The 18,837-nt window shown below is 37.8% G+C and carries 12 protein-coding genes; 7 read left to right on the top strand and 5 right to left on the bottom strand.

Annotation, left to right across the window (positions count from 1 at the left end):
- Positions 1-29: 29 nt before the first annotated feature.
- Positions 30-2,105, top strand: a complete 2,076-nt coding sequence (locus CE557_RS03005) for a TgpA N-terminal domain-containing protein (RefSeq protein ID WP_114910124.1) — start codon at positions 30-32, stop codon at positions 2,103-2,105.
- Between the two features lie 156 nt (positions 2,106-2,261).
- On the opposite strand, the gene serS is transcribed toward CE557_RS03005, so the two are convergent.
- On the bottom strand, positions 2,262-3,533 hold the full coding sequence (serS, locus tag CE557_RS03010; RefSeq protein WP_114910125.1) for a serine--tRNA ligase: 1,272 nt from the start codon (positions 3,531-3,533) through the stop codon (positions 2,262-2,264).
- Positions 3,534-4,092: 559 nt separating this feature from the next.
- Between serS and rho the strand changes: the two genes are divergently transcribed.
- From rho to CE557_RS05180, 6 genes are all read left to right on the top strand, one after another.
- Entirely contained in the window at positions 4,093-5,619 is a 1,527-nt protein-coding gene (rho, locus tag CE557_RS03020; RefSeq protein ID WP_114910127.1) for a transcription termination factor Rho, read from the top strand.
- Positions 5,620-5,845: 226 nt separating this feature from the next.
- A complete protein-coding gene (locus CE557_RS03025) occupies positions 5,846-6,601 on the top strand; it encodes a phosphatase PAP2 family protein (protein WP_114910471.1) in 756 nt (251 codons plus the stop codon).
- Positions 6,579-8,210, top strand: coding sequence for an ArnT family glycosyltransferase (locus CE557_RS03030; protein WP_162789974.1), 1,632 nt, complete (start codon positions 6,579-6,581; stop codon positions 8,208-8,210). The genes CE557_RS03025 and CE557_RS03030 overlap by 23 nt, the downstream gene beginning before the upstream one ends.
- Before the next feature lie 369 nt (positions 8,211-8,579).
- Entirely contained in the window at positions 8,580-9,572 is a 993-nt protein-coding gene (locus tag CE557_RS03035) for an NAD(P)/FAD-dependent oxidoreductase (protein ID WP_114910129.1), read from the top strand.
- 249 nt (positions 9,573-9,821) lie between these two features.
- Positions 9,822-11,231 carry a sodium:solute symporter family protein gene (locus CE557_RS05175; RefSeq protein WP_223245920.1) on the top strand — a complete coding sequence of 470 codons (1,410 nt, stop codon included), beginning with the start codon at positions 9,822-9,824 and terminating at the stop codon, positions 11,229-11,231.
- A 58-nt stretch (positions 11,232-11,289) separates the two neighbouring features.
- On the top strand, positions 11,290-13,308 hold the full coding sequence (locus tag CE557_RS05180) for an HD domain-containing protein (RefSeq protein ID WP_223245884.1): 2,019 nt from the start codon (positions 11,290-11,292) through the stop codon (positions 13,306-13,308).
- A gap of 229 nt (positions 13,309-13,537) precedes the next feature.
- On the opposite strand, the gene CE557_RS03045 is transcribed toward CE557_RS05180, so the two are convergent.
- The 4 genes from CE557_RS03045 to vgrG form a co-directional block, all read right to left on the bottom strand.
- On the bottom strand, positions 13,538-16,015 hold the full coding sequence (locus tag CE557_RS03045) for a hypothetical protein (protein WP_114910130.1): 2,478 nt from the start codon (positions 16,013-16,015) through the stop codon (positions 13,538-13,540).
- A gap of 153 nt (positions 16,016-16,168) precedes the next feature.
- Positions 16,169-16,573: a GPW/gp25 family protein gene (locus CE557_RS03050; protein ID WP_114910131.1), complete on the bottom strand. Its 405-nt coding sequence runs from the start codon at positions 16,571-16,573 to the stop codon at positions 16,169-16,171.
- 33 nt (positions 16,574-16,606) lie between these two features.
- The gene (locus CE557_RS03055) at positions 16,607-16,924 is read right to left on the bottom strand and encodes a PAAR domain-containing protein (RefSeq protein WP_114910132.1); all 318 of its coding nucleotides are present in this window, start codon (positions 16,922-16,924) and stop codon (positions 16,607-16,609) included.
- 57 nt (positions 16,925-16,981) lie between these two features.
- Positions 16,982-18,775, bottom strand: coding sequence for a type VI secretion system tip protein VgrG (vgrG, locus tag CE557_RS03060; protein ID WP_114910133.1), 1,794 nt, complete (start codon positions 18,773-18,775; stop codon positions 16,982-16,984).
- Between the last annotated feature and the right edge of the window lie 62 nt (positions 18,776-18,837).

The following is an 18,837-nucleotide window of genomic DNA, read 5'->3' on the forward strand; positions in this document are numbered from 1 at the left end:
TTTGATGGTTTGTTGATTACAAAGTTTCCATGTCATTTATTTTACCTTTTGTTATACTGTTAATTTTGTTGTTGCTGAGGTCTTCTTTTACGAAAGAAAGATTGGCTAAGCTTAAGCCAAGCGATGCTATAATGGGATTTATAGGGTGTTATGTGATAGGTACTACTATATTAGATTATGTAAGCGGAGGCTTTATCTATTGGTATCTATTTCAATTTGTTGTAGCTATTTCGCTTATAGGTTATGCCATTGATGCTAAGCAAGCCATTCCATCTTGGAAAATTGGTAGACGTTGGTTGATAAGTGTAGTTGTTTGTCTTCCTGTCAATGTACTTTGGAACTGGTCAGGCGAGATCCAACCTCCCTTTACTTTTACTTTAGCTTTATCTGTCGCACATTTGGCTGTGATCTTATGCGTGCTGCCCTTATGTATAAGTGTAAGGCTAGTATTGATTATGTTATTGGTAATTGTTTACGCTTTATATCGAAGTGGTATGGACTTATTATTATCGGAATCAGGTGGGTTTTTAATATCCTTGCTGGGATTAAGTCTAATGATTTTTTTCATTATTGTGTATAACAAGCGTAAGCTAGCGGGTTATAAACATTATGGCTACTATCTAAGTAATAAAATACAAGAAAAACAAATCAAAGAGCAAAAACAAAGGCAAGCGGAGTTTGGCTTATACGCTGATCTAGAAACGATTCGTAATAATCCAAAGGAAGCCCATGCTTGTATAGATCAGGTAATGAAAGAGGTGACACAATTTATCTCCTATTTAGATAATAGACCGTTGTATGAGGAAGATTTAGACCTCATTACCAAAAATTTTATTATTTGGGATATTTTTTTAAAGCAGCGGGCTAGGTCTAAAAATCATATCATCTTGATGCCTACTGAAGTGAGTCTGGATGAATTGGTTCGGAAGTTAGAGATGGCTTTAGAATTGGAAGGTAAGGAACGTGCTATGCCCAAGCTGTTGATAGAACCCAAAGATGCTAAGCTGCCTGAAAAGATCATATGTGATGTCAGCCAGATGATTTGCTTATTGGTTCCTGTTGTTTTAAGTATTGCCAATCTAGATGCTTCAAAGGATGGCTTGGTACGTATTCGGTTGCATACCACCTACTTAAAATATACGCTAAAGGATCTGTCCGAAAATAAATGCCATGGGGAAGCATGGTTTCCTGCTATAGCACTGGTCATTGGTCATGGGACTATTCCGGAAGAGGCATTGCCGAAAATTAGAAATTACTATCAAGATGTGACGGCAGGCAGTGAGTTTGATTGGCACAGTGTGGCGCAGAAAGAATCAGAATGGACTAGTATAGAAAAACGAAGCATAGAACGGATCATTCGTACCCATTATGGTTACTTGCAGTTTCCAGCTTCTCATAAAAGGCCTATACTTATGGTCATACCTTGTAATGTATCTGCTGTGCGTGACGAAATGATTGCTAGAATAGCGCCTTCGAATGCTTCTGTGACCTATAAGGAATTTAAAGAGTCTATGGCCATGTTGACGAAAGCATATCATAAGCTTTGCACATTGGCTGATATGCGTACAATTGTATTAGATGAGCTTTTTCTATTGGTAAGGCGTTGTTATGGTTTTAGACGGCATGCATCAGGACAGTTGTGTTATGTACGTGCGTTAGGTATTGCCCAACTGGTCGCAGAGTGGGTACCTTACCAGCCAAGACCAGTTTATTTCAGTCTGTTGTATGGTTTGGTACGTTATACAGGTTTGCCACTTGCTTATGTTAAAGCCAATTATAGCATGGATGTCTATTGCTTTGTGGAAAGTATTGTAGCGGTCAACAAGCGTCAAGAGATGGAGCCATGTGGCCTCTATGTGGGTAACCGTCTCAAACGTATTATTAACCGAGAACAACTTTTTATACTCTGCATTAAATTTGCTGAACGACTTTATGATTTGCGCCATGCCAAAGATTATATCCATTTGGAAGAGGTAAAATATATGGCCCAAGAAACGCTTACCATAGATATTGAACTTGGTAAGAAGTATTTAAATGCTAAAATTGTAGAAGAATTGGTGCAGGCAGCCCATCAAGCCTTACAGGTTTGCGAAGGTGTATGTTAGGGTTGGGCGTTTGCTTCCATGGCGTCCATTTAAAGCGCTTATGTCCATCGATAAAAAAACTTGACGGACAGTGGCAACGACGTATACGCATGAGCCATTTCTAGCTCTGTGTTAGAATAGATGTTCCTTACGTTGACGCTACCAGCTGAAGGGGTGCTAATGAATGATCGTAAACCCTGTATAAGGTTGTAAGACCTTTGGAATATGAATCCCCTCTGGGGTTTGGTTCCACTCTAATAGTGCAGCCAGAATGCGTGGAAGGGCTAATCCACTACCATTTAAAGTATGTAAAAGACAACTTTTTTTATTTTTATCTTTATACCTTAGTGATAACCTATTGGATTGAAAGGTTTCAAAATTACTAATTGAGCTTACTTCTAACCACTTGTTTTGGGCTATGGAATGTACTTCTATATCGTAGGTCATAGCAGCACAAAAGCCTAGATCTCCATGACAAAGTTTTACAATACGATAGGGTAGCGCTAATTGTTCTACCAACCCTTGCACATAGGTTAACATCTCTTCTAGATTGGCATAAGAGTGGTCAGGATGACAAATCTGTACCAATTCTACCTTGTCAAATTGATGGAGCCTATTCAAGCCACGTACATCCGCTCCCCAAGAGCCTGCTTCGCGCCTAAAACAAGGCGTATAGCCTACATGTTTAATGGGGAGTGCCGTTTCTGCTAGTATGGTATCACGATAGATATTGGTGATCGAGACCTCTGCGGTAGGAATCAGATATAGTTTCTCTGATGGAATCTGATACATTTGGCCTTCTTTGTCAGGTAATTGACCCGTTGCATAGGCAGATGTTTCATTGACTAAGATAGGGGGTTGAACTTCTATATAGCCTGCTTTGGATGCTTGATCTAAAAAAAAGTTGATTAAAGCCCGTTGCAGCTTCGCGCCTTTGCCCTTGTATACTGGGAAACCAGCACCCGTAATTTTATTGCCCAGTTCAAAGTCAACTAGATCGTGGGTTTTTACTAAATCCCAGTGGGCCAAATATCCGCTTCTGGTACTTGGTGGTGTTGTATACATGATGAGGTTGTCCTCGGCTTGGCTGCCCATGGGTACGCTTGCATGAGGCAGGTTAGGTAGTGTATAGAGTTGGGCCAACAGAGCTGAAGTATCTTCCTTGAACTTTTGCGTTAACGCTTTGCCACTTTCTTTTAAGCGGGTTACCTCGCTTTTTTTGGACTCTAATAAGGTCGGTTCTCCTTGTAGGCGTAAGGCGTCTCCTATTTCTTTGTTTAACCTACTTAGTGTGGCAGCTAGGCTGTCTAGTTGAAATTGTGTGGACCGTTTTTCTCTATCCAACTTGCATATGGCCTCTATGCGTGCTGCTGCATCCGGGACCCCCCTTTTATGTAGGCCATCTATTACTGTTTTTGTATCTGTTCTTATACGGTGTAGCTCAATCATTCTGTTTGCATTTAAACCTTGCAATAGCCTTTATTTGCAACACTCACTGGTCATGGATAGGTTGATGCGGTGCTTCAAGCTTCATATACACCTCATACATTTAGGGTTGGCCCATCATGTGCGTTACAAAAGTACCAGCGTGCTTCATAAAAAACCTAATATAGCATACATTAGGCTAATGCTACGCCATTTTAAACAACTGTGCTCTTTTTTATTAAAAGTGTTGCTTTTTTTGACTTTTTCAAATTATAGTTGTATACTTGTTCATATTGGGTTGCCATGGGGCTGCATTCGAAGTCCTGAATTGATATTCATTCCTTATTACAGCTATTACTATATTCTGTATGCACAGAAGTACCCTTGTTTTTGACTATTCTTAATTAGACTTAAAAAAGCAAAATCAGAACAAATAAGCAGGCAGTATGCATATTTAATGCAGATATTGTTGCCGTTTGGCAATGCATAATATATTAACAAGAGGCTATCATTTTAAAAATAGTTATTAAGATGATTCATATTATTTTAATGGGTTTTATTTAAATTTACACCTAACTCAATCATGTACAATATCGGAGAACTCAATCAAAAACTTATTTCTGAGTTACGCGAAATAGCAGAAAGATTTAAAGTTAAAAGCTATAAAACGCTTTCAAAAGAGGAGCTAATTTATAAAATATTGGATCAGCAAGCGGTACTTCCGGAGGTTCCTCAGAAAAGACACAATGAGACGTTGGTTGCACCTATACAGCCGAAGGCAGTAGCGTCATCTGTATTACCTAAGAAGGCTTATCTAAAGTCTAGAGCGGTGGAAGCGCAGGTTGAACCTAGTTTGCAAAGTAAAAACAGTGAGGTCACAGAGTCAGAAAAATCAACTGTAGCTGAACGTTCTGCTGTTTCAACGGTCAAAGAATCAAAGGAAGTACCTCCTGCATTTGAAAAGAATAAAAAAGAGGCAGTGAGCCTGAATAACGTGGACACCACTATTGAAGGAGAGGGTGTGCTGGAGATTATGCAAGATGGTTATGGATTTTTACGTTCATCTGACTATCATTATTTAGCTAGCCCAGACGATGTCTATGTATCTCCTTCTCAAATCAAGTTATTTAACCTAAAAACAGGTGATACCATTCGGGGTAAAATACGTCCACCTAAAGAAGGGGAAAAATATTTTGCGCTTTTAAAGGTCATTTATATGAATGGTGTAACCACAGAAGAAGGACGCAATCGCATTCCTTTTGAACATCTTACACCCCTTTTTCCACATGATAAGTTGCATATTTCCAATGGGGCCAGTCAATATTCGACGCGTATTATGGATTTATTTTCTCCTATTGGTAAAGGGCAACGCGGTATGATTGTCGCACAGCCTAAAACAGGTAAAACGGTTCTATTAAAGGAGATTGCTAATGCCATTGCATCCAATCATCCAGAAGTCTATTTGATTGTTCTTTTGATTGGGGAGCGTCCAGAGGAGGTGACGGATATGGCTAGGCATGTAAAAGCAGAGGTGATTGCCTCAACCTTTGATGAACAGGCTGAGCGACATGTAAAGGTTTCTAATATTGTTTTAGAAAAGGCTAAGCGCATGGTAGAATGTGATCGTGATGTGGTGATTCTGTTGGATTCTATCACTCGATTGGCGCGGGCGCACAATACCGTTAGCCCTTCTTCTGGGAAGATACTTTCTGGTGGTATTGATGCCAATGCATTGCATAAGCCGCAACGATTTTTTGGTGCAGCGCGTAATGTAGAGCATGGGGGCTCATTGACCATTTTGGCTACCGCACTTATTGATACGGGCTCTAAGATGGATGAGGTAATTTTTGAAGAATTCAAGGGTACGGGTAATATGGAGTTGCAGTTGGATCGTAAACTGGCCAACAAACGTATCTATCCAGCTATTGATGTACCTGCTTCTGGTACAAGGCATGAAGAATTATTGATTGGCAAAGAGGAGCTGGCGCGGATCTGGATATTGCGTAACATCATGGCCGATATGAGTTCTACAGAGGCTATGGACTTTCTACTCAAAAAAATGCGGGGTACACGTAATAATGAGGAGTTTTTGGTCTCTATGAGTAATTAGTTAAAGGCTATATTTTTTAAGGTTTACCGTTTTACTGAAATGCTAGCTTCCTGTATCGGGGGGCGCATTATGTCCTTTACATTATTTGGATGGGTCTGTCCAATTATTATCTGTTCATGGCTATGCTACCCAAAAACGAGTGCAAAGTGCGTTTTACACGCAAACAATATACCTTGGAAACAGTTGTGAGTAGAAAGTGTCGTTGAAAGATGGGGAAGAAAGGAGCATGTCATTTGAGCCCGCGAAGCGGGCGGGTTACGACGATAAATACAAAAAAAGTATGAAGCAGCTAACGGCTATTAGGATGGTTTGGTATGAAAATGAGCTGTTTTTTTACCTACTTACACTCCTATTGCTCATCGGGTTTTTGCCTTTTTTCCTATTGGATAAAGTTTCTTTTTTGATATGGCTCAAGCAGTGGCACCATCCTGTGGTAGATTGTATGGCGCCTTATTGGACCTGGTTAGGGGATGGGGTCATGTATATAGTTCTTCTATGGATGGTGGCCTTATGGCGTGTAAGTTGTAGGAGGCTACTCGTCATGGGAGGTAGCTTTGTCTCTATGTCTATTGTGGTACAATTGTTGAAGCGTGTTTTTTATACACATATGGTAAGGCCCATAGCCTTGCTTCCTGGAGATAAAACCTTGCATCTAGTAGATGGCGTTCCCTTGTCAAGGGAGTTAAGTTTCCCTTCAGGTCACTCCGCTACCATCTTTCTGTTGATAACTGTTATACAGCTATTATCTATAGATAAAAACAAAATATATAGTGTGTTCTTGTTAGGGCTAGCCCTAACGGTTGCCTATTCAAGGATTTATCTTTGTCAGCATTTTTATATGGATGTCTATGCAGGTGCCTGGATTGGTACGATTGCAGCTGTGGTGGTATATATAGCTGTTATGCAGGTCAATGGGCCTAAGTGGTTGGATCGTTCTATCTATGGTTGGTTATGCACGCATGGAAAAGGGATTAAAAAATAGTTGGGTTGTTTGTTCTCTAATTGGCTTTGGCGTTATTTTTGCATGGGGCATAAGCGCGGTGCATCTATTTGATTTAGATGAGCTCTATTTTGCTGAGATTACTAGAGAAATGATCCGTACGGGCTGTTATGGCCAAGTGACCTTTAATTTTGAACCACTCTACGAAAAACCGCCGCTTTTCTTTTGGCTACAAGCGGCTAGTATGCATCTTTGGGGGGTGAATGAAATCGGTGCACGTTTTCCTAATTGGATTTGCGGACTGTTGACACTTGCAACGGTATATTACATTGGTAGACATTACAAGGGGAGGTGGTTTGGTTTTGTATGGATGTGTTTGTATGCAACTGCTTTTTTGCCTCATTTTTACTTTAAATCAGCTATTATAGATCCTTTTTTTAACTATTTTTTGCTGCTGGCTATCTATTGTTTATCACGCGCAGCTACCTTATCTAAAAGAGGGTGGTATAGTTGTGCAGGGTTATCGATAGGCTGTGCGCTGTTGGCCAAAGGCCCTATGGCTTTGATGATACCGTTGGCTACTTTATCATTATCGTATACCTGGTTTAAGGAAAGCGTTGTGCAGTTGAAGTTACTGGTTTTAACTATATGGGTTGCGACAGTAGTCCTATCCTGTTGGTTGATTCCAGAAATTTGGGCGCATGGATGGACTTTTATTAAAGAATTCTGGGCCTATCATTTATTGCTCTACCATAAACCTGTTGCTACCCATGCGCAACCTTGGTACTATCACTATCTAGTACTTTTCTTTGGCTGCTTTCCCAGTTCCCTATTTGCTATCTGCTTTTTGAAAGCAAATAGATGGTTGCAAAACCATTACTTTGCAGCGAATATGCAAGCTTTACTAGCAGTGGTTTTACTTATTTTTACACTAGTAGGTACTAAGATTGTGCATTATAGTTCTATGGCCTATTTCCCTATAACTTTTTTTGCTGCTGATTTTTTCTATCAGCAGGCTAGAAAATATAGCTATCCAGGCTATTGGTTTGTAGCCATTGGTTTAGCCATAGGGGGTACTTTGGTGTTTATGCCTTGGATGATGCGTCATAAACATTTATGGGTTACGCTTATTAAAAATCAAGCGATCAAGGATGCATTGACGCTATCTGTTCTATGGAACTACTGGGATAGTTTGCCGGGTTTGGTCTATATTATAGGCATAGGCATAGCCTACTATTTCCTTTTGCAGCTTCGTTTGGTTCCTTTTATGGGCACCTTTATGGGCACCAATATGTGCGCGTTGGCATTATTTTTGATCCGTGTTGCGCCTAAGATAGAAGCTTATACGCAAAAAGAAATGGTTGATTTTTGTAAAGCATGTAAAGGTAAATCGTTATACCTGCGTACCGTTGGTTTTAAATCAGCTGCACCTTTGTTCTATGCGGACCAATCAAAAACCTTGCAACAACCGGATATAGTTTGGCTATTAGAAGGGGCTATTGATAAACCTTGTTTGTTTATTCTATATAAAAGCGATAAAGCACTTTTAGCAGCCTATCCGTCGATCAAGCATATAAAAGATGCCGGCTGTTTCTCTTTTTATAAACGGTTGCCTAAAAGCTTCGTACCCATTCAACCTATAGTGGACTGATTTTTGGGGACAGATTTTTGTGCTTGGCTCAATAGACTGGCAGAAAATTCGTTTTTTTTTCTAGTTTCTTACTAATTTTTGGATTAAAATAGAGAACATTTCTCCTCATTTTCTTTTTTTCTATTGAATCTTCGCTTTTTGAATCAAATTTTATTTTCTAATTGTTTTATTTATAATATTAGATGAATACTTTGTTTAATATTATTAGTTTATATGTATATCACTGGTTGGTATCTTATAAACTTAATATTCTGATCTTGTGTTTATTTTTTCAGATACAATTTATTAACATAGCTAGATCATCAATTCTATTGAGCTAGTGTGTTAACGAAAAACTTTCTGATGGTCATCATGTAATAATTATTAGGGATGCGTATAGCCATTGTAGGAGGAGGACTTGCAGGGCTTGCTACTTGTTATCATCTTTTATCTATAGACCGTAATTTAAAAATACAATTGTTTGAAAAACAAGGTATAGGATCAGGCGCTTCAGGAGCTGCTGCAGGGTTATTGCATCCATATACAGGTTCTCTTGCACAACTTAACTGGCGTTCCCAGCCAGGTATAGCAGCCACCATACAATTATTAGATGCAGCAGCAGAGTCCATAGGGAAAGCAACCTATAAACCAAGTGGTATTGTTCGTTGCGCTATTAACAGAGAAGATCAACAATATTTTTCTAAAATAGTCAAAACACAACATGATGTGTCCTTATGGGACCCACAGTATACCTATAATCAGACAGAAATATACAGGCCAGCTCTATTTATTCCAGGAGGATTGAGTGTGTATACAAATCTTTATTTAAAAGGAATTTGGAATTTATGTGCGCATTATGGTGCTGAGTTAGTATTACAAACTTTTACGCTCAATGATCGTGCTTATTTTGATAAGGTAATTCTAGCTTGTGGTTCTAATCTTGCTGACTTATATCCTGCATTAAACTTAGTACTCAAGAGAGGCGAGGTACTAATATGTGAAAAACGATTGACTTATGGACTTATTGGTAACGGCTATTTAAGCCTAACGGATCGAAGTAACATATGTTATATGGGTACAACGTCGAGAACAGACTTAACAGATCTTACCCTAGATGGGGCTACAAAACTTATTCGATCTAAAGTAGACTCATGGTTTAAAAGTGATATTCAAGTGCTAGGCTACAAGTCTGGAATTAGAGTCTATCGTTCCTTATCATCCTCTTATCCAGTTATTGATCAATTGGATAGCAAAACTTGGTGTTTTACAGGATTAGGATCTCGTGGTTTAATGTACCACGCTTACCTTGGCTCAATTTTGGCAAAAGCCATCCTAAGACAATCTGCTAAACTTATTCCACAAGCATGCAAAATAACTAGATAACTTACTTAAGTTCATTAATGTACTTAAGTATTATTTTTCATTATATTATGATCAGGTATGCATGACTCCTGAATAGATCCAAATACCTATTCCATATCGGATCTAAATATAGAAAACGTATATTCAAATCTTATGTCCCTTATGCTTAATCTTCCTTTTACTATGGTAGTAATATTTTTACTACTTACCTTAGCTACTGGCATTTACTATAGTTATAATAAAAAATCAACCACCATTCAATAATATGCAATAGGAAATAAAACTTTTTCTACAACTACTTTAGTAGCTACGGTATTAGCTACAACTTATGGAGGTGGAACTTTAGTACGTGCTGTAGAACAGGTATATAGTAGTGGATTATACTGGGTCATTCTTATGATTTTAGCAGGACTTAATCTTTGGATCATTAGTCTAATGGCCATACGAATGGGCCCATTTATGGGACATTTATCCCTTCCAGAAACAATGGGTACCATATATGGACCATATGCCCGTATTATTACAGGAATATCTTCTGTTTGTAGTGCTATAGCGGTTATTGCTATTCAAATCAGTGTTATATCAGTAACCATCAGTACTATCTTTCCATATCACTCATATATTATTACGGTATTAGCTACTTTAATACTTATTTTCTATTCCACACTAGGTGGTATTCGTTCAGTTACATTCACTGATGTATTACAGTTTATAACATTTACTATTATTATACCACTAGTGGCTTGGTTTATGTTTCTCAACACTGAAAAATCTATCTTTGAAATTATATACTTTCTCAAAGATCAAGAAAAGTTTCAGTTTAATAAGTTATTTCAGTGTAATACTAAGTTAATAAGTTTAATTTTTCTTTCACTTAGTTATTTAATAGGGTATACGAAAGAGCCTACCATTATGCAGAGGATCTATATGTCTTCAGGTCCTACTCAGGCTTACAATGTTTTTAAGATATCTACTATTTTCCATTACCTTATAAAAGTATTTATCATCTTAATAAGCCTATTTGTATTTGTAAAAGAACCAAATCTGCCAGTAAATAAAGTTTGGAATTATATACCAACTCATGTACCTCCTGTTTTTAACGGCTTTATTGCTATCAGCCTATTAGCCATGACAATGTCTACGGCTGATTCACATATAAATAATTCTGCAATCATAGCTAGTTACGATATTTTAGAGAAAATTATACCAAGGAAACTACATCCTATTAATCATCTTAAACTAGTTAAATGGAGTAGCCTAATAATAGGTTTACTAGCTATGGTGTTAACTTTTTTTTGTAATAGCCTATTAACTCTCCTAAAGTACAGCTTAAATTTTTCTATACCTATAACTGTTGCTCCATTTGTATTAGCTGTTTTTGGTTTTCGCGGCACCTCCCGTACCGCTTTGATCGGTATGGCTACAGGTGTATTAACTATTTTAGCCTGGAACAAATGGGTTGAGCCTTACATAGGAATAGATGGTTCTTTCATTTCTATGTTGGCCAATGGTTTAGCTATGATGGCCGCTCACTATTTTCTAAAACAGCCAAAAGGTGCAGGTTGGGTGGGTCCAGATGATACGCTTAAACAAATTCAACAAGAAAGTTTCCGTAAGAAGGCAGAACGAGAAGAAAGGATTAAAAATTCTTGGATGAATAAAAAAAAACACTTTAGCTAAGCTTCAACCCAATCGTTCTACACTAACATGTATTGGATCCTATATTATCATTAGTAATTTGCTGACTTATTTTATAGCCTCTATTTCAGCTCATAGCTATTGGCTTATATTCCAAATTTTGTTAGGTGCTTGTTTTTTAGGGTATAGTACATTTCTATCAGACAAGATACAACCTATTCCGGGTTGGGTGGTTGGCCTATTTTTTGTCATAGGTCTAGCTTTTTGCCTTCCTATCAATGTACTTTGGCACTGGTGGCACCGCACTAACCTTTTCTTAACCTTAGGCCTATCCTTAACGCATCTGTTGGTAACCTTGTTGGTACTACCTTTATATCTTGGTGTAAGTTTTGTAATGGCCACCCTGTTAATCGCCATATTCCTTAGTTCAATCTATTGTACAAATCCATTCGTTCTGGTGTTATCGTCATCCACTATTGCATTGCTATTATTACTTTGTTTGGGCTTAGGCTTACTTATTTTTGGCATATTTGTTTACCTAAAATCCAAAACTCAGCGTTTCTATGACCAAATAACTTACCTAAAGGGTAGAGAGGAGCTTAAGGAAGCACGCAAATTAAAATCATGCCTATATAACGCATCGCTGGTTCCATCTAATAGTGATACTTCCTCTAGTTCTAGAGGTTATGGATTTATTTTAAACCAAGTAGTTGGTAAGATTGAGGAATCTATCTCTTTCTTAGATAGTAATGCTCCCCTTTACAAGGAAGACTTCCAAAGTATTATCAATAAATTTTATGATTGGATTACCTATTTTAATAGAAAAGAAAGATATAAAAATCATACCCTACTGCAGCCTACTAAAATTATCTTCGATAAGCTGATTCGTAATGTGGAAGTGGCATTATCCCAAGAAATAGATAATCCGCCTAGAATATTGTTAGAAAAAATAAACGATTCTAGAGGAACCCTATGTTCCTATATTGTATGCGATATGAATCAAATCGTCTATCTACTTGTTCAGGCTATTCTACGCGTTGGTAATCTAGAGCACGCTAGTACAAAAATTGTTCGTATCCAACTGCATGCTACTTCTTTGCAATTTGCACAACCTGATCCTATTGATAACAGTTATCCTACTTGTATGGATTTTTTAGCTACTGCTTTGGTTATAAGTCAGTCTACTGCTTTTGCTGAGTGCCTTCCTAAGGTAAAGGAGGTCTATAATGATCTAATAGATAGTATGGGTCCTAAAGGTCAACAGGAAGCGCCTCCATCAATAGATCTTCAGATGCAAACTATATCCACTATTATTGGGGCCCACTATGGATATTTGGAGGCTTCTACTGATCGTAAGCAACCTAGTATGCTACTGGTACTGCCTAATAATGTCACAGTCATTCGTGATAAGATGACTGCTAAACTGCCTATAGATTGTTTAACCTCACAGACCCCTGTTACACCTAAGGAACAAGCCAATTCAATGATGGTATTAATGAAATTCCATGATTATGTCTGCAAAGTTTCTTATCAAGAAGACGCTATTGATATAAAGACCATTTCTGGTTTGCTTTTATTATTACGCCAACATTTTGGCTTTAAACGGCATGCTTCAGGTCAACTGTTTTATATACGTGCGGTAGGGATTGCTGAATTAGTAACAGATTGGGTGTTTCATTCCCCTAAGGTGATTTATGCCGCTTTGCTTTATGAATTGGTACGTCATACCTGTTTGCCGCTTTCTTATATTAAAGCACATTATAATTTAGGGGTTTATGCTTTTGTATTGAATGTGGTTGGTATAGATAAACGGCAAGCCTTAGATCATCCTTCCTTATTGTATGTACAGAATCGTTTGAAGGAGGCGATCAAGGAAGATCATGTGCAGCTCTCTGTTCTTTTTATTAAATTGGCCGAACGGCTCTATGACCTGCGTCATGCCTCAGGCTATATACATCTATCAGAAGTAGTGCATATGGCCCAAGAGACCTTAGCCATAGATGTGAAGATAGCCAATAGATACTTAGGTAGAGAGATAGGAGCCTCTTTAGCAAAGGCTGCTAAAGAGGCATTAGAGGTGTGTACAAATACAAATAAAGAAAAAAATAAAAGTAGTTAGTTGAATCATTAGAGATATAAAATCTTGTGTAAAGGATACTAGGAACAATCATTTAGAAAGACTAAATATGTATTATATCTGATGTTACTTTATCGCTTCTCTGATCCTTGATAAACATCAAACTCAAAATTTAACTATTTACCTGTTTTTAAAAAGTCTGGTACAACATAGCTATCTTTTAAAGATTTAACTCACACTTGAAGCAATGCCATCGATATATGTAGATGGGTTATCCACATAGATTTGCTTTTTTAGGTTCTATAAAATCCATTAACACTTTGGCAGCTGCATCTATTTCTACTTTACTAGATTTTGCGTCAGCCTTTAATTGGATCCATGTTTTATAGGCTTGCTCAAAGGTTTCCATATCTTCAAAATCTAACCATAAAATATTGGTAAATATGTGGGCTGGGCCTTCCATAATCACCATTTCTTCTACTGCATGCCTAAACGAAGATTGTTGAAACCTGGCTGGCCATGAAGGGAAAACCATAGTCATGATAAATGAGTAGGGGTCTTGTTCTGTGGTTAATGTGTCTTCACTTCTAAGCAAGATATGTTCTATTAAGTGAAAGCCTTCACATGCTTGGTTTAGGGTTCTTAATAACTCTACACTTTGCTGGACCATAGCCTCTGCTTGCTCGATCTGCATAAGGGGTTCAGTTACCAGCTCAATGGTTTGCTTTTTGACTTTATCCACATATAGTAGAATAGTATAGGTGCCATTTGCTTTTTTGACAATATGGTAATGTTGTTCATTGATGCCATAGGATATTACTAGAGACTGCATGTTTGCATATTTCCCTCTAAACATAAAAATATCATTATAGGCTTCCTGGTCGTTTTTACCTAAAAAAATATCCAAATTATATTGCGTGGACTTTTTTTCTACATACATGCTATCCTTTACTATTTGGTGAAAAAGTTTTTTCTCTAAATTTTTAATACCTAAGTTACGGTAAATACGTCGCTTAAAACCAGATGGCACATGGTGGATCCAATTGTTCATCTCATTAACTGTTATATGAGCTGCCCGGTTTCTATTTTTACTGATATCAATGTAATCCTTTAAAAAAAGTGCTTTATTCGTGTTAAACTCGTCCAATTGTGTTTCTTCATTTTTAGGATAGAGGTGCAGTGAGTAGATGGTAAATCGTTCCGAAAAATAAGCCAATAAATGGTCTAACACCCTGGATCTTTTGTCTAAGCTTCGAATGTCGCTTTCTAATGTTCTATTGATGTAGGAAAAGTAGATTTGCCTGGCTGCATCACCCTGCTGCTGGCCGTTAGTAGGCCTATTCACTATTTCTTTTTTTACATCTAAATACTTTCTTTGTATCACAAATTCAAGGTCATTACCTGGGTCAGTCCCTTGCGTAGGTTGCTTAATAATGGTATCCATTCTTGGTACGTCTAAGGGCAAACGGCTACTAGGCTTGTTATACGCTTCGCTATAGATGGCCATGGTGTGTTTGATATTAGACAATTGCCCCAAATAATTGGCAAAAAGCTGGTCAAAAAACATTAAATAACTTTTTAACTGACTTGCTTTAGCCTGATTTTCAATTGTTTCAGATGGGCTGCATCCTTCGTCTCCTACGTTATAGAGTAGGGGAAAGTCTTGTTGTATCGAGACATGGTCTTCTAGGTTCCTATAATTTCCTTCTAATACAAAGACACTTTCTTCTTGTAGATAGGCTTTCGTTAAAGTACCCCTTCCTTTCATATCTTCAAGCATATCCACAACCTTCCCCCAATTTGTATTGATGGGTAGCCCATTATAATAGAGGACAATTTCACTTTGTGGAATATCAAGGACTAAAGACCGATCTGGTAAGATCGGTATCATTACGCTACTTGTTCTTGTATGTTCTTCATGAATAAAGAGTTCAAAGTTTAGCACATTTTTAATATTAGCCACTTTAGTAGCTTGCTCTAAGAGTTCAACTACGTAAATCCTAGATTTGTTTTTTAGATAAACTAATTCCTCTTCATCTATAAAACCTTGTGTTAAAAGTGGCCCTGTAAAGATTTGGTCTATGGTTCTACCTTTGTCTAGCAATTGACTGATGCTGTAAAAAGGAACACGTGGTGAGAGAAACTCCTGAAAAGCAAATAATATCTGAGCAATAATGGTCTCTCCTTCTTCATAAGCCAAACAATTTGCTACCTCAAAAGTACCTTTTACACTGATAGGTAGTGTTTCCATAGTTTGAATTAGGAAGAAGTCTTCACATAGATTCCTTTGTGCATATAATTTTTGCTGTACTAAATCTAACACCTCTTTTTCTTGTGGGGTGTGGCTGATCCGTTCTTCTACATCTATAAAAATCTTATACCCCCCTTTGATTTCTTTTGGCCCATCACTTAAAAAGATATTCGCATTTTTTACGCCTGGTACATCCAATACAATTTTTAAAAAATCCCATTGGGTTAATGGATTACAAGGAAGAATTTCTTCCGCTTTGTAAAAGGGTTGCTCATTGGGATGCGCTGTTGCATCAGGATCTTTCGCCCATATATCTTCTATATAGAAGTTGGTTCTATATTCTAGATCCATGATGGCAAAAGAAAGTACTTCTAAAATGGTAATACCAGGGTCATGCTCCCCATAGTCTGTCCATTTCTTTCCTGCTAATTGGTGGATGTAGGCTATTCCCTGCTCCTTTAAAAAAGGATAATCAAGTTCTAATGGGGTGTTTTCCATAGTCTATATCTATAAATAATGATGATCTTGAGGTTATAATGAATAAATTATAAATAGAGAGATGGTGACCTTGAGGCTATAGCTATCTGAGCATGTTGCGTTTTATATATCTATTGTTCCTAATTATAATGGTTGGTCACTATTGCTAAGGTGTTATTTGTTAAAAATAGGATGGTAGCCATATTGAATCGTTTCTTCTATATCTAATTTTTTAACCTTATAACTTACATTAATATCGATGGCCCCTTCTCCATCGTTTGGCGTGGTCAGTTGGACATCTAGGGCTTCTACTCTGGGTTCATGTTCTGTAATGGTTTGCTTGATGTTATTCACCATAAAAGTTTCTAGGTTCAGATCTAATTGTTGAAAGGCAAGGGGTGTCAGATCACAACCATATTGCTGTTCTACAATGCGTTCACCCACTCTAGTACGCATTAAGATGATTAAACTTTCTCGGATATCGCTCAATCCGTTGACCATTTCTACTGTGCTGCTATGGTGATTAAAAGAAGGTGGAAACTTCCATCCTATACCCAAGAAATTGTTGTCATCTTCCATATGTGCATTTTCTATTGGTTGATTAGTATACTTTTACCCACTAATTATTACGGTAGCGCACCCTTGTACTATCATGCCACCCATACTGGTTGTATCGCCTAAGCGTGCCGCTGGTTTTTTATCTATTAGAACGTTGGAAGATCCTTTTACAATGGTATCCTGATGGGGTGGGGGGCCACTACAAATCAACTTGTCTCCCACTCTTGCTGCAGGAAGGTTATTTATAAAAACATTAGGACAACCCAATATAATTATAATTATTCCTCCATTCACATGAGGTGCAGGTGGAGTACCTGGCGTTACCATAGGGCACATATGCTTATTTGATAATACAGCTGCAGGTTGTTTCATAGTGTGCTCTATTAATTATATATGATGTAAGTATTAAGAATCTACAAAATAATTCTATTAATTAATTAATACGGTTGTACCTTTAATAATCGTAACCATATCAGATTTGACTTCTGTACTGGCATTGCCATTTAAAACAGCCTTCATAGAAGCTTTTGCATTGATATTCAGGCTCTTCAAGTTTATATTTTGTGTACCATTGACCACCACATCTTTGCCTGACTTTATGGTGATACTAGCCCTTGCATTCAAGTTAATATCTTTACTGCTGGTTAGGTTGATGCCATCGTTGCTTAACACTACTTTGTTGCCATTCTGGTCTACCATTTCAATGCTTTTTTTCTTATCTGATATTTGTATCAGCCCTCCTTTGGGTGTTTTAATAATGATTTCAGGACCTTCTTTATCATCATGGAAACTAAACTCTAATTTTTCTTTAGAAATAAATGATTTAAAAGAATTTTTAGGGTCTACTGTTTTAGGTGGTACATGCTTGTTACTATGCAGGGAGCCTAGAATAATAGGAAATCGAATGTCGTCGTTTACGAAGCCTACTACCACTTCATCTTCCAATTCCGGGATAAAAAAAGCACCTGATGCTTGTGTAGCATAAAATGAAGCTAGACGACACCAAATGCCCTCTTTGGGTTTATCTTGTACTAAAGGCAAATGTACCAAAATCCGATTCTGTTTTTGAGGATCTTGTGTAATCTGTTTGACGATACCAAGCTGTAACCCATATATAGGGGGCATCATACCTGCTGCTGGCAGTGCACCGATGTCACGGTATTGGTACATATAGCGTTGTGCCTCTAACCCTAAGGTTAATATGGTTTGCCAGTTGCCATCTGATATAATATGTTGCACACCCGATACATACGCATTGCCTGCAAAGTGACTGGCTCCTTTTTCAATGGTGATCAGTCCATCATGGCGCAATGCAGCATTGCCTGAAACGGTAACGCGTCCTTTGATTTTAGCGATTCTACTTCGGTTTAGTAAGCCAGTGGCCAACGTTTTGATTTCCGAAGGATCTAGTACCCCACCGTGGGATATGGCCACGCTACCTGGTTGGGCAGCAGCAGTTAATTTTTTATAGGAAAGGTCTCCCATAGACTGTTCTCCTGGATCATTGGCTTGTTCAATAATTTTATTTTGCTTATTACTATCCCAGGAGAGGGCAGTAACAGCTGACCATGGGTTTTTTGCATCTATTTCAGCATCGAAGTCAATAAAGTCGGCTCCATAGGTATAGGTAAAAGCACCTTTGCCAGTTGCTTTTGGTTTTTTGACTGTAAGGGTTCCATCATTTACTACTACGATTTGTCCATTTGCCTCGGCGCGAATATTGAGGAAGTCCCAATCTGATATTTCGTGCTGTGCAATATTTTCATGTACAATAGTGGTCGCTTCAATTTTATGGCTTAGGCCACTATAACTACCCAAAATCTTTTTTAAAAGATCACTATCCTTACTTTTTACAAAATGTTTCGTTTTAGGCGCAAGAGTGGTTTTATAGGCCGCATCTCTACAAGTTACAGTCAAGGTAGACCATCCCGTTGACCTAGACTGAATGGCTAATTTGGCCACTACGCCCTCGAATAACTGCTCTAATCCATCTCCATGACCGGCGTGTATGGTAACCGTAGTACCAATGGTAAAGGTTTTATCATTGGCTATAGAAAAAGTTTGTGACTGCATGCTGCCATCATGCAAAACTATTTTTGCATAAGGGATTTTGTTGATTCTTTTATCCACCATGATGGATTGTATAGGGTAATTGGCATCTAGGTTTTTAGAACCTACCTTGATGGCGTACTTAATAAAATCACCTGAAAAAGCTGTTGCCATGGAGATAAAGGAATAAAGCAAAGAAAAATATGGTTTAGATTGTGCCCACTTAAAATAAAAAT

The organism is Cardinium endosymbiont of Sogatella furcifera, assembly GCF_003351905.1.
Lineage (GTDB): Bacteria > Bacteroidota > Bacteroidia > Cytophagales > Amoebophilaceae > Cardinium.